Here is a 12,542-nt window from a genome sequence, read left to right as displayed (position 1 = left end):
CCCCGTATAAGCGCGGCTTCATTGGTGTTGGTGGCCCCCGCAAGGGGATGCCTGTCGGGGTCGCAAGCCCAAAGGACAACGCCCTTTACCGCCCCTCGGGGCCACATAAAGGAGAACAGCCGTGACAAAACGCACCGCTGCCAAGCACAAGATCGACCGCCGCATGGGCGAAAACATCTGGGGCCGTCCGAAATCCCCGGTAAACCGCCGCGAATACGGCCCCGGCCAGCACGGCCAGCGCCGCAAGGGCAAACTGTCCGATTTCGGCATTCAGCTGCGCGCCAAGCAGAAGCTGAAAGGCTACTACGGCGACCTGACCGAGAAACAATTCCGCCGCATCTATGGTGAAGCCGAGCGTGTCAAAGGCGACACCGGTGAAAACCTGATCGGCCTGCTGGAACGTCGCCTGGACGCGGTTGTCTACCGTGCCAAGTTCGTCGCAACCGTATTTGCCGCGCGCCAGTTCGTGAACCACGGCCATGTCCGCGTGAACGGCAAGAAAGTGAACATCCCCTCCTACCGCGTGAAAGAGGGTGACGTGATCGAAGTGCGTGACCGTTCCAAGCAAATGGTTGCCCTGCTGGAAGCGACACAACTGGCCGAGCGTGACGTGCCCGATTACATCGAAGCCGATCACTCCAAGATGACAGCGACATTCGTGCGCACACCGGGTCTGGGCGATGTGCCCTATCCGGTGATGATGGAACCGAACCTGGTCGTGGAATTCTACGCGAAGAACTAAGGTTTTTCGCCATCCTGTCTGGAAAGGCCGTACCGCAGGGTGCGGCCTTTTTCATGCGGAATCGGGTGCGAGATACCTGCTGCCGCTGAAGAATATGTTGTTCCTGCGCCTGATGCGCACGCCGCTGCGGTCCAGGCGATAGCCGCCTTCCTCTATGATCTGGCGCACCATATGGCCGATCATCTGCCTGATCTGATGATCCCTGACCTGGTTGCCGAAGGCTTGTACAAGCGCGGGGGAGAGCGGTTCGATGGCCGGACGGCCGAGATAGGTTGCTGTTTCCATGCGCAGGCGGTTTTCGGGCTGCCTGAGAAAATCCCAGAGCGCTGCACCGTCCTGCAGATGAAAGGCGCGCTCGAACTTGTCTGGTCTGTAGGTCAGCATTCCCGGCCGCCTCCTCCGCGATCTGCAAATGTAGACATGTCATTTTTGACATGTCTTCTTTTGCGTAACGGGGGGAGGTGAAGGCGGGGTTAACGGGCCCCTTGGGCAAAACCGTCGGCAATGTTGGCAGGTGAAGAGCGCGGCCTGGGAGCATGTGTGGCGGACATTTCATACAGGCGCCCCGGAAAGGCTCAGCCCTGACACATCCTGTCTGGCTGATCTGCCATACTCCTTGAGGGTCCCTAAGCCTCAGCTCGGCGTCTCCTCCGCGATCTACAAATCAAGACATGTCATTTTTGACATGTCTTGATTTGTATTTGGGAAATGTATCTGGGAAAGCGGCCTCTGCCAGTGTACCAACATCCCCCAACGCAGGAGGAGACGCCCATGCAAGTTCCGTTCAAGACCACCCGCATGCTGAATTTCGGCGATTGCGACATCTCTGGCACCGCCTATTTCCCCTCCTACCTGAATATTCTCAACGGCGTGAACGAGGAATTCTGGCTTCACCTCGGCTGGCCCTGGCACAAGATCATCTGGGAAGACCGCTGGGGCACGCCCACCGTGCATCTGTCCTCCGACTTTTCCAGCCCCTCCTTTTTCGGCGAGGAACTGACCTTTGAGGTGCATGTGAAAAAGGTCGGGCGCTCTTCGGTGACCATGTACCACGAGATCAGCTGCAAGGGCGAAAAGCGCTGGTCCAGCACCCAGGTCCTGGCCGCATCGGACCTCGACAAACATATTTCGATCCCCTGGCCCGCCGATGTGAAAGCCGCACTCGAAGCCTGTCTGGTCAACGACACACCGGCACAGGATTGACCCTGTAGCCTGCCTCATGCATCAGCGGGGGCAACCCGTGACAAAGTGAGGTACGCCACATGACCGCATATCCAACCTATGGCCGCATCGACGGTCCAATCGTGATCATCGGCTTCGGCTCGATCGGGCGCGGCACGCTGCCGCTGATCGAACGCCATTTCGACTATGACGCGGATCAGCTTGTGGTGATCGAACCTGATGCGGGCGTGCATACCTTTCTGAGCCAGCGCAAGATTCGCCATATCGCGGAAAAGGTCACGCGCGACAATTACCGCGATCTGCTGGGGGGGCTTTTCAAGGACGGCAAGGGGTTCTGCGTGAATCTCAGCGTGGATACCTCCAGCCTTGATATCATGAAGCTGTGCCGCGAGCTGGGCGTGCTCTATATCGACACGGTGGTGGAGCCCTGGGAGGGGTTCTATTTTGAAACCCAGAACAATGCGGAACGCACCAATTACGCCCTGCGCCAGAAGGTGCGGGACGAGGCGGCGGCCAACCCCGGCGGGACAACGGCGGTGTCCTGCTGCGGGGCCAACCCCGGCATGGTCAGCTGGTTCGTGAAAGAGGCGCTGCTGACCCTGGCACAGGATACGGGCAGGCAGGTGACCACCCCCGAAACCCGCGAGGGCTGGGCGACATTGATGCAGTCGCTGGGCGTCAAGGGCGTGCATATCGCCGAACGCGACACCCAGGCCCGCCGCATTCCCCGCCCACGCGGCACCTTCGTCAACACCTGGTCGGTGGAGGGGTTCATCTCCGAAGGGTTCCAGCCTGCCGAACTGGGCTGGGGCACGCACGAGACCTGGATGCCGGAGAATGCCCATAGCTATGACACGGGCTGCCAGGCGGCAATCTGGTTCGAGCGTCCGGGTGCCATCACCCGGGTGCACACCTGGTGCCCCACGCCCGGTCCGCAGTTCGGCTTTCTGGTGACCCATAACGAAGCGGTGTCGATCTCGGACTATTACACCGTCGGCGCGGCCGGGAACCCCGATTACCGCCCGACCTGTCATTATGCCTATCACCCGTCTGACGACGCGGTGCTCTCCCTGCACGAGATGTTCGGTTCCGGCGTGACCCAGACCAAACACCACATCATGGAACCCGATGAGATCAGCGAAGGCATCGACGAGCTGGGTGTGCTGCTTTACGGGCATGAAAAGAACGCGCTTTGGTATGGCTCCCGCCTGAGCAACGCAGAGGCGGTCGAACTGGCCCCCTACCAGAATGCCACCGGCCTTCAGGTGACCTCTGCCGTGCTGGCGGGCATGGTCTGGGCGCTGGAAAACCCGACCGCCGGGATTGTCGAAACCGACGAGATGGATCATGCCCGCTGCCTTGAGGTGCAACGCCCCTACCTGGGCCCGGTAGAGGCGCATTATACCGACTGGACGCCGCTGCAGAACCGCTGGGAGCTGTTCCCCGAGGATATCGACGAAAGCGATCCCTGGCTTTTCCGCAACGTGCTGGCCAGTTGACGAAACCGGTGGTGCCGCCCCGCGGCGGCCGCTAGAAGTTGGGCCATCATCATGGAGTGCGCCGCATGACACAGATAACGCCGCAGCCCGGCATCATGGATATCAAGCTCTATCAGGGCGGGGCCAGCCATGTGGCGGGCATCCGGAACGTGGTCAAGCTCAGCTCGAACGAGAACCCCCTGGGCCCCTCCGAAGCTGTGATGGAGGCCTTCCGCCGTGCGGCGTTCAGCCTGCATCGCTATCCGTCAACGGACCATGCCGGTCTGCGTCAGGCAATCGGGGAGGTCCTGGGCCTCGATCCCGACAACATCATCTGTGGCGCCGGTTCGGACGAGATCATCGCCTTTCTCTGCCAGGCCTATGCCGGGCCGGGGCGCGAAGTGATCCATACCGAACACGGTTTCGGCATGTACAAGATCAATGCGCTGGCGGCCGGTGCCACCCCGGTGGAGGTGAAAGAGCGCGAGCGGGTCACGGATGTGGACAATATCCTTGCCGCCTGCGGTCCCAAGACCGCGCTGGTCTTTATCGCCAACCCCAACAACCCGACCGGCACGATGATTGCGCCCGGCGAAGTTGCGCGGCTTGCGGAGGCCCTGCCACCGCAGGCGCTGCTGGTGCTTGACGGGGCCTATGCGGAATATGTCGATGGCTATGACGGCGGTGCAGCCCTGGTGGAGGCGCGCGAAAATGTCATCATGACGCGGACCTTCTCGAAGATTTACGGATTGGGCGGCCTGCGCATCGGCTGGGGCTATGGCCCGCGCCATGTCATCGACGTGCTGAACCGCATCCGGGGGCCGTTCAACCTGTCCCAGGCGGCGCTGACCGCGGCAGAGGCGGCCATCCGCGATGTGGCCTATGTGGATCACTGCCGTGCGGAAAACGCACGCATGCGGACCTGGATGGCCGACGCGCTGGCCGAAATCGGCGTGCCGTCCGACGTGTCGCTGACCAATTTCGTGCTGGCCCGTTTCGCCAGCCCCGAAGAGGCTGCGGCCTGCAACGCACATCTGACCTCTCAGGGCCTGCTGGTGCGGCCTTCGGCCAGCTACAACCTGCCCAATTGCCTGCGGATTTCGGTGGGAGACGAACCCTCGTGCCGCCGGGTCGTGCATGCGGTGCGCCAATTCAAGAACGGTGAGGCGGATGACTGAAGTCTATGACCGCGTGGCGCTGATCGGCCTTGGCCTGATCGCCTCCTCGATGGCATGGGCGATCAAACGGGGCGGATTGGCGCGCGAGGTCACCGGCTATGCCCGTTCCGCCGAGACCCGCAAGATCGCGCGCGAGATCGGTCTTTGCGACAGGATCTGCGACACCGCGCTTGAGGCGGTTGAGGGCGCGGATCTGGTCGTGCTTTGCGTTCCCGTGGGCGTGATGGGGGAACTGGCGGCGGAAATCGCCCCGGCGCTGAAACCGGGGGCCACCGTCACCGATGTGGGATCGGTCAAGGCGGATGTCATCGCCCAGGTCGGACCGCATATTCCGCAAGATGTGCATTTTGTCCCGGGACACCCTCTGGCCGGGACCGAACACTCCGGTCCGCGTGCGGGTTTTGCCGAGCTTTTCGAAAACCGCTGGTGCCTTCTGGTCCCGCCGGAGGGTACGGACCCTGAAGCCATCGCGAAACTGCGGCGGCTCTGGGAAGGTCTTGGTGCCAATGTCGATGAAATGGATGCGGAACATCATGATCTTGTGCTGGCGGTGACCAGCCATGCGCCACACCTGATCGCCTATACGATGGTGGGGGTCGCCGATGATCTGCGCCGGGTGACCGACAGCGAAGTCATCAAATATTCCGCCGGTGGTTTCCGCGACTTCACCCGCATCGCCGCCTCTGACCCGACCATGTGGCGCGACGTTTTCCTGTCGAACAAGGATGCGACGCTGGAGATCCTGGGCCGCTTCACCGAAGAATTGTTTGCGCTGCAACGGGCGATCCGACAGGGTGACGGGGCGCATCTGCACGATTACTTCACCCGGACCCGCGCGATCCGCAAGGGGATCATCGAGGCGGGTCAGGATACCGATGCGCCCGACTTCGGCCGGGGAGGGAGCAAGAAATGAAAGTGGCGGGGGCGGCATGTGTTCTGCTGGTTCTGGCCACGCTGGCCCAGGCCAGCGGCCCGAACACGTCGCTGCGTCCGGTCCCGCGCGAGGGCGGTGAGCCGGTTCAATCGGCACCGGTGGCTCCGGCCGGGCAGCCCGACGACACCATCATGACGCAGGATGTGCAGCCCGAAAGGAAGGGATTGTTCAAATCCCTGCGCCCCCTGTTCCGGTCCCGCAAAGTCGAAAAGACCGCCCGCACGCAGCGCGAAACGCTCAGGAAAGGCGCCGTCTGCGGTGATCTGGCAATCCAGGGCGAAGTCCTGGGCCGGGTCAAGGGCACGCTGAGCGGCTGCGGTGTGGACAATGCGGTGAAGGTGCGGTCGGTCTCAGGCGTAAAGCTCAGCACCGGCGCGGTGATGGATTGCACCACGGCCAATGCATTGAAAGCCTGGATGGAACGTGCGGCCAAACCGGCCCTCTCCAGATCGGGTGGCGGTCTGAAAGGTGTCAGGGTGGCGGCGCATTACGCTTGCCGGGGGCGCAACAACCAGAAGGGCGCAAAGATATCCGAACACGGCAAGGGCCGGGCCATCGACATTTCGGGCTTCGTCCTGAACAACGGCACCGAGGTCAGCGTTTTGCAGGGGTGGAATGCGCGAACCTATTCCAAACCACTGCGCCAGATGCACAAGGCCGCCTGCGGACCGTTCGGCACGGTGCTGGGCCCCAATGCCAACCGGTTTCATCGCGACCATTTTCATTTCGATACCGCGCGTTACCGGTCAGGATCCTATTGCCGCTGATCCTGTCGCAGCATGATGCGCGGCGCGGGTCCAAGCGCGACCGGGCCAAGCGCCATCTGCCCCTGCGCAAAGGCAAGGGTGATTTCGATATCGCCGTCCTGACCGCCGATATTGGCCAGCCCGCCCATCAGCAGCTGCACCTGATCGCGCTGGGCCGGGTCCAGCAGGCCTGAGGTTGCGGCGAGGTCGATCATCTCCTGCCATTGTGCCAGGCGCAGGGTCACATCACCGGTCGGCACACCGGCCGCGTCAATCGTAACCTGTCCATTGCCGGTCAGCGCCAGCGCACCCCACCGCAGATCAAGCGCCTTGAGGTCCATCGCGCGCGGCTGTGCGGGCGGGCCTATCAGCGCCTCCCGGTCCAGCGGCCTGTCAAACCGGATGGCGCCCTTCAGCGCAAAGCTGTCAAATGTGGCTGGCCAGTCATCGGTCAGGTTCAGAAGGTCGCGCAGGGCATCGCCCGGTGTCAGCGCTGCCGCCTCGACATCAATGGTATAGAGCGTTTCGGTTGCCGCATCCTGCTGTGCCGTCAGGGTCAGGGCATCCGCGCGCAGCAAGGCACCCTGTATGGCCGCGAACTGCCATGCCGAGCTGTGCAGCGCCACGCTTTCGAGTTGCAACGCGGTTCCCGGGCGCAGCCGCAACCGGGCGGCGGCATCCTGTGCCTGCAGGCTGAACTGCTGACCCGCAAGGGTGATGGTGATCGGCGTTTGCGGCAGCTCCAGCGTGACATAACCGGGCCAATAGGTCGGCGCCGACAGCGTGATCCGTTCCGCCGATACCGCATTCCCGTTGGCCGAGTCGGCCAGGGTCACCCCATGTGCCTGGCTGCGCAAATGCAGCGGAAAGCCGCTTTGCGTCACATCGGCCTCTGCCTGCCACCCGACGGCGCGGCGGTCCTGCAGCCATGCCAGGGCCCCTTGCCGCAGGGCATAGCTGGCCCCGGCCCACCATGCAGACCAAAGCAGGGCGACGGATATGAGCAAAATCACCAAGCTGCGCATCAAGAGCCCCCTTTAACTCGACCCGATGATGCGGTTTACCGGGGGCAAAGCGAAAGGACCAGCCAGATGGAAATGTGGGTGTTCGGATATGGGTCCCTGTTGTGGAACCCGGGGTTCGAGGTTGCGGAAAGCGTGGTCGGCACTCTGCCGGGATATGCGCGGTCCTTCTGCATGCGCTCGATCCACCATCGCGGCAGCGAGGAATCTCCGGGACTGGTGCTGGCGCTGGACGAGCAGCCGGATCATGCCTGCACCGGCATCGCCCTGCGCGTGGCGCCGGGGCAGGAGGCGGCGACGCTGGCCTATCTGCGGGAGCGTGAGCTGATCTCCTCCGCCTATCTGGAAAAGAACCTGGACGTCGATCTGACCGATGGCAGGCGGGTCCGGGCCGTGGTCTATGTCATCGACGAAACCCACGACCAGTATTGTGGTGGTTTGCCGTTGGAGGAGCAGGCGCAGATCATCGCGCGTGCGGTCGGGGGCCGGGGGCCCAATACCGAATACCTCTACAACACGGCCAGCCATCTGGCCGAGATCGGCCTGCACGACGCCGAACTGGATTGGCTGCACGAAAGGGTGAGGCATCTGACCTCATAATTACATGGCGCAACGCGGCAAATTCGGTATAAACACTGGTGAGAGCAGGAAAAAGGGTCAGGAGCCAAGCCTGATGGCGCAGCCAGACCGCGCGCAGACACCGCAATTCTCCCAGCCGGTGCGTCAGATTACACTGATGCTGGTGGTGCTGGCCCTGACCGCCGTCGGCGGCTTTATTGCGTTGCCTTCCGTGTTTCCGATCTTTGTGGCCAACCCCTATCTGAACGGGGTGATCGTCTTTGTCTTCGTCATCGGTGTGCTGGCCTGTTTCTATCAGGTCTTCCAGCTGATCGGTTCGGTCCGCTGGATCGAGAATTTCGCCTCGGACAAGCCCGACCCGGAAACAATGGCGCCGCAACTGCTGGCACCTCTGGCGCAGCTTTTGCGGACGCGCGGGGCGCGGATGCAGATCAGCGCAACATCGACACGCTCTATCCTGGATTCCGTTGCGACCCGCATCGACGAAGCACGGGAGATCACGCGTTATATTGTCAACATGCTGATTTTCCTCGGCCTTCTGGGGACTTTCTATGGGCTGGCCACGACCGTTCCGGCGGTGGTGGATACCATTCGCAGCCTGGCACCCTCCGAGGGTGAAGGGGGCGTCAATGTCTTCAACCGCCTGATGACAGGACTTGAGGCGCAGCTGGGCGGCATGGGCGTTGCCTTTGGCTCTTCCCTGCTGGGTCTGGCCGGGTCGCTGGTGGTGGGGCTGATTGAGCTTTTCGCAGGCCACGGACAGAACCGGTTTTATCAGGAACTCGAAGACTGGCTGAGCTCCATCACCCGCGTCGGTTTTTCTGCCGGGGATGATGCCACCAGCGATCAGCATATGATGGCGGGCGTGGTCGATCACATGGCGGAGCAGATGGAAAGCCTGCAGCAGATGTACACCCAGTCCGACATCAGCCGGTCCATGGTGGATGAAAAACTGGGCAAGCTGGCCGATGCGGTGGACCGGATGACAAACCGGATGGAACGGGGCGATAACTCTGCCAGCACGCTGGAGCGTATTGCGGAGGGGCAGGAACGGCTGATCGCCACGCTGGAAAAGACGGGCGGCGACGGTATGGATGCCGAAAGCCGGATGCGCCTGCGGTCCATCGACGTGCAGATGCTGCGGATCCTGGAAGAGATTTCCGCCGGCCGTCAGGAAACCATGGCTGAGCTGCGCCATGACATCTCGCTGCTGGCCAAGGCGGTATCGGGCGGGCGGCCCGCATCCGTGCCGCGCCGGATGCGCAGTCCCGAAACGCCGGATGAGAGCTGACCATGGCTTTGTCCCGGCGGACAGGAACGCGTTTCCAGGGGTCGATCTGGCCCGGCTTCGTGGATGCGATGACCGGTCTCTTGCTGGTTCTGATGTTCGTGCTGACCATCTTCATGGTGGTGCAATATGTCCTGACCGAACGGATCACCGGTCAGGAAAGCGAGCTGGACCAGCTTTCGGGTGAGGTTGCCGCCCTGGCCCGCGCGCTGGGGGTGGAGGAACGTTCCAACGCACAGCTTGAGGCGCGTCTAGGCGCGCTTAACGCAACGCTGAATGATGCGCAGGAACAGGTCAACCAGCAGGCCGCCCTGATCGCATCTCTGACAAGCGAGCGCGACAGCCAGGCAACTGCACTGAAAGCCGCGCAAACCCGGATTACCGGGTTCGAGGCGCAGGTCGCCGCCCTGATCGCTGCGCGCGACAATGCGCTGGGTCAGGTGGCGACACTGGAGGATTCGCAGGCCAGCTTGCAGGAACGTCAGGCGCAATTGCTGAGCGAACAGGAGGCGCTGAACCTCGCATTGGCCAGCGCGCGCAACGAGGTGGATGCCCAGGCCGAAGCCGCGCGCCTTGCTGCCTCCCGCCGCGAGGCGCTGGATGCCCTGGTCGCGGACCTGCGGGCGCGCAACGCGGAGGCCGAGGGCCAGGTGGCCGACCTGACACAACAGGTTGCCGAGACCGAGGCAGCACTGAGCGAGGAAGAGGCCGCGCGGCTGGCCGAAGCGGCAGCAGCGGAAATGCTGCGCAACCGTCTGGAAAATGCGGATGCGGAACTGACGGCGATGACCCTGGCACTGGAGCAGCAACGCCGGGAGGCGGAGGAAACCCTGACCCTGCTGGCCGCGGCAAGGGCGGCGGAGGCGGATCTGGACAGCCGTCTGTCGCAGACCCTGCTCCGTTTGCAGGAGGCAGAAAAATCAATTTCCGAAGGCGAGGACGCGCAGGAGAACGCCGCGCGCCTGCGTGCGGAAATCGAAACGCTGCGCGGGCGTCTTGATGAAACAAGTGCAGAGCTGACGGAAGAGCGCGACGACCTGCGCGCACAACTGGCACAGGCGTTGGCGGCGAAGCTGGCGGCGGAAACCCTGGCCGAGGATACAACAAGCGAGGCGGAAAAACGCGCGGCGCTGCTTGCGGCGGCGCGGTCGGCACTGGCCGAGGAAGAAGCCACAAGTGCTGCGGCCCAGCGGCAGACGGAATTGCTGAACCAGCAGATTGCGGCCCTGCGCCAGCAATTGGGCGACCTTCAGGCCTTGCTGGACGATGCGGTGGCGCGGGATGCGGCGCAATCGGTGGAACTGCAATCGCTTGGGTCCGAGCTGAACACCGCCCTGGCCCGTGTCGCGGCAGAGCAGCGCCGCCGTGCCGAGCTGGAAGCGGCAGAGCGCGCGCGGCTTGAGGCGCAGACCAAGGACCTTGAACAATACCGCTCCGAATTCTTCGGCCGTTTGCGGAATCTGCTGGGCGCGCAGGAGGGGGTACGGATCGAAGGGGACCGCTTCGTCTTTTCCTCAGAGGTGCTGTTTCCGCCCGGTGGAGCGGTGCTGTCGCCCGACGGTGAACGGGAGATTGCCAAGGTGGCGGGCATCCTGCGCGCCATCGCGGGCGACATCCCGTCCGAGATCAACTGGGTGATCCGGGTGGACGGCCACACCGACAACGTGCCGCTCTCCGGCCTGGGCGAATTCGCCGACAACTGGGAATTGTCTCAGGCGCGGGCGCTTTCGGTGGTGAAATACATGATCAGCGCTCAGGGAATCCCGCCCGACCGGCTGGCTGCGAACGGCTTTGGCCAGTATCAGCCTGTCGCCACCGGCGACAGCGAGGAAGCCCGCGCGCAGAACCGCCGGATCGAGCTGAAATTCACCGAGAAGTAACCCGGAGCCGATCAGCGCAGGGAAATCTCCGCGGTCATGCGGTCCACTGGCGCGCCGTCCCGGAGCAGCACCGCCGTGCCGGTATAACGCCCGGCAGGCCAGGGCGCGCTGCTGCGTCGTTTGCCGATTGCCCGGAATGCCTTGGCCTGGGTCTTGCTCAGCGTGATCTCGTCCGCGATGACCTGTCCGGCGGGGCCGGTAATCTCCAGCTGCAGGATATCGCCCGCGCGCGGGCCAAAGAAATAGGCGAAGACCACCAGCGCCGGGGCGTCCACGGGCAGGCTGTCCGCGGCGGCCTCTCCTGCTTTGACCCTTTGATAGTCGGGGACCGCGTCCGAAAACCCAAGGTTCAGCAGCCCGCCGGGGCGGTAGGCGGGCGGGTCGGCCCAGAGCGTGCTGTCGCCGGGCGTGTCACAGCTCAGCGTGCCATCCGGATCGAAGGGATCAACCGAAGCGCCATCGGGATCGCGCACCGAAAGATGCACATGTGGAAAGGCGGCATTGCCGGACTGGCCGATCTGGCCCAGGACGGTGCCAGTTTCGACGGTCTGGTTCTGGCTGACGGCGACACTGCCCTGTTTGAGGTGGCAATATTGGGTCTGCCAGCCCCCCTCATGCTGGATCAGCACCCCGTTGCCGCATTCGCGCCCTGCAAGTTCGGCGCGGCGTTCGGGCGTATAACCAAGGTCATCCATCCCGTCGCGAACGCCCGCCACGATGCCGGGTGCCGCAGCGCGCACATCGACGCCCGAAGCCATATCCGCCAGGGTGGGCAGGGCGAAATCGGTTCCCTTGTGACCATCATAGGTCAGGCCCGCGCAGGTGAAATCCGTGGCGCCGGGGCCGGGATCGCGGTCCATATATTGCTGGATGTAGCAGGAGCGGGTGAGGTCGCAGTCGATTGGAGGCACCAGCCTCGGCTCCTGTGCCGTGGCTGGCAAGGCAAGGGCAATTGCAGAAAGAATGGTGCGGAAGAATGCAGGGGTCACGGCGCGCGCGGTCCTCTGATGGTTGTTTCGCTCAGCATAGACCGCGCGCACCGCTTGTCACGTACTCAGCGCCGCGGCAGCGCAATGTAGAGCGCAAGGCGGCGTATCACCGGGCCGGTCAGTGCAGCCAGCAGGAAGCCAAGGGGCCAGCCGATAGCCAGCCCGCGCAGCCAAGCCGCGAGCCATGCGGCACCGGGGCCAAGTGCCAGCAGGGTGAAGAACCCAGAGAAAAAGAGGGACATGACAAAGGACATCATCGCGCCAGTCAGGATCGCGATACGGGTTTCAGGTTTCATGGTCGTGCCTTTCGAAGAAGGCAGGCAAAGCACCTCGCAATTGGGCACCTGCCCGCCGTTGCGGGGTCAGGTGCCGTGGGTGCGTCTTTTCAACAAGGCCCGCCCGGATGGGGCGGTATCGGATGACCTGTCCGATCGGGGCCTCTTTTCGGCACCCAAGCATCACAGGGTTCTTCGATTCCATCAACCGGAAATGAAAAAAGGCGCCCCGCGGGGCGCCTTTTGACT

Annotated in this window: 13 protein-coding genes; 9 read left to right on the top strand and 4 right to left on the bottom strand. The window is 63.3% G+C overall.

Annotated elements, in window-relative coordinates; genetic code table 11:
- Positions 1-121 precede the first annotated feature (121 nt).
- A complete protein-coding gene (rpsD, locus tag PVW51_RS05395; protein ID WP_114275193.1) occupies positions 122-742 on the top strand; it encodes a 30S ribosomal protein S4 in 621 nt (206 codons plus the stop codon).
- Positions 743-793: 51 nt separating this feature from the next.
- Here rpsD and PVW51_RS05390 read toward each other — a convergent pair whose 3' ends face one another.
- Positions 794-1,126: a hypothetical protein gene (locus PVW51_RS05390; RefSeq protein WP_274573893.1), complete on the bottom strand. Its 333-nt coding sequence runs from the start codon at positions 1,124-1,126 to the stop codon at positions 794-796.
- A gap of 387 nt (positions 1,127-1,513) precedes the next feature.
- Between PVW51_RS05390 and PVW51_RS05385 the strand changes: the two genes are divergently transcribed.
- The 5 genes from PVW51_RS05385 to PVW51_RS05365 all read left to right on the top strand — a co-directional run bounded on the left by PVW51_RS05385 (position 1,514) and on the right by PVW51_RS05365 (position 6,281).
- The gene (locus tag PVW51_RS05385) at positions 1,514-1,945 is read left to right on the top strand and encodes an acyl-CoA thioesterase (protein ID WP_240313051.1); all 432 of its coding nucleotides are present in this window, start codon (positions 1,514-1,516) and stop codon (positions 1,943-1,945) included.
- Positions 1,946-2,004: 59 nt separating this feature from the next.
- Positions 2,005-3,423, top strand: a complete 1,419-nt coding sequence (locus PVW51_RS05380) for a homospermidine synthase (RefSeq protein WP_274573892.1) — start codon at positions 2,005-2,007, stop codon at positions 3,421-3,423.
- Positions 3,424-3,488: 65 nt separating this feature from the next.
- On the top strand, positions 3,489-4,580 hold the full coding sequence (hisC, locus tag PVW51_RS05375; protein ID WP_274573891.1) for a histidinol-phosphate transaminase: 1,092 nt from the start codon (positions 3,489-3,491) through the stop codon (positions 4,578-4,580).
- Positions 4,573-5,493 carry a prephenate/arogenate dehydrogenase family protein gene (locus PVW51_RS05370; protein WP_274573890.1) on the top strand — a complete coding sequence of 307 codons (921 nt, stop codon included), beginning with the start codon at positions 4,573-4,575 and terminating at the stop codon, positions 5,491-5,493. The genes hisC and PVW51_RS05370 overlap by 8 nt, the downstream gene beginning before the upstream one ends.
- Positions 5,490-6,281 (top strand): extensin-like domain-containing protein, encoded by a 792-nt coding sequence (locus tag PVW51_RS05365; protein WP_274573889.1) that lies wholly within the window; start codon positions 5,490-5,492, stop codon positions 6,279-6,281. Before PVW51_RS05370 ends, PVW51_RS05365 begins: the two co-directional genes overlap by 4 nt.
- On the opposite strand, the gene PVW51_RS05360 is transcribed toward PVW51_RS05365, so the two are convergent.
- Positions 6,269-7,285: a DUF2125 domain-containing protein gene (locus tag PVW51_RS05360; RefSeq protein ID WP_274573888.1), complete on the bottom strand. Its 1,017-nt coding sequence runs from the start codon at positions 7,283-7,285 to the stop codon at positions 6,269-6,271. The two genes, PVW51_RS05365 and PVW51_RS05360, sit on opposite strands and share 13 nt — an antisense overlap.
- A 66-nt stretch (positions 7,286-7,351) precedes the next feature.
- On the opposite strand from PVW51_RS05360, the gene PVW51_RS05355 reads away from it, so the two are divergent.
- The 3 genes from PVW51_RS05355 to PVW51_RS05345 all read left to right on the top strand — a co-directional run bounded on the left by PVW51_RS05355 (position 7,352) and on the right by PVW51_RS05345 (position 11,029).
- A complete protein-coding gene (locus PVW51_RS05355) occupies positions 7,352-7,882 on the top strand; it encodes a gamma-glutamylcyclotransferase (protein WP_269361266.1) in 531 nt (176 codons plus the stop codon).
- A gap of 73 nt (positions 7,883-7,955) precedes the next feature.
- Entirely contained in the window at positions 7,956-9,152 is a 1,197-nt protein-coding gene (locus PVW51_RS05350; RefSeq protein ID WP_269361265.1) for a biopolymer transporter ExbB, read from the top strand.
- 2 nt (positions 9,153-9,154) lie between these two features.
- Positions 9,155-11,029: a peptidoglycan -binding protein gene (locus PVW51_RS05345; RefSeq protein ID WP_274573887.1), complete on the top strand. Its 1,875-nt coding sequence runs from the start codon at positions 9,155-9,157 to the stop codon at positions 11,027-11,029.
- An 11-nt stretch (positions 11,030-11,040) separates the two neighbouring features.
- Here the strand turns inward: PVW51_RS05345 and PVW51_RS05340 are convergent, their stop codons facing one another.
- Both PVW51_RS05340 and PVW51_RS05335 read right to left on the bottom strand, forming a co-directional pair.
- Positions 11,041-12,018: a M23 family metallopeptidase gene (locus PVW51_RS05340; protein WP_274573886.1), complete on the bottom strand. Its 978-nt coding sequence runs from the start codon at positions 12,016-12,018 to the stop codon at positions 11,041-11,043.
- Positions 12,019-12,083: 65 nt separating this feature from the next.
- Entirely contained in the window at positions 12,084-12,314 is a 231-nt protein-coding gene (locus PVW51_RS05335) for a DUF2798 domain-containing protein (protein ID WP_269361261.1), read from the bottom strand.
- Positions 12,315-12,542 lie beyond the last annotated feature (228 nt).

The organism is Sulfitobacter sp. PR48 (genome assembly GCF_028807335.1).
Taxonomy (GTDB): domain Bacteria; phylum Pseudomonadota; class Alphaproteobacteria; order Rhodobacterales; family Rhodobacteraceae; genus Sulfitobacter.
This window is presented reverse-complemented; position numbering and strand designations above follow the sequence as displayed.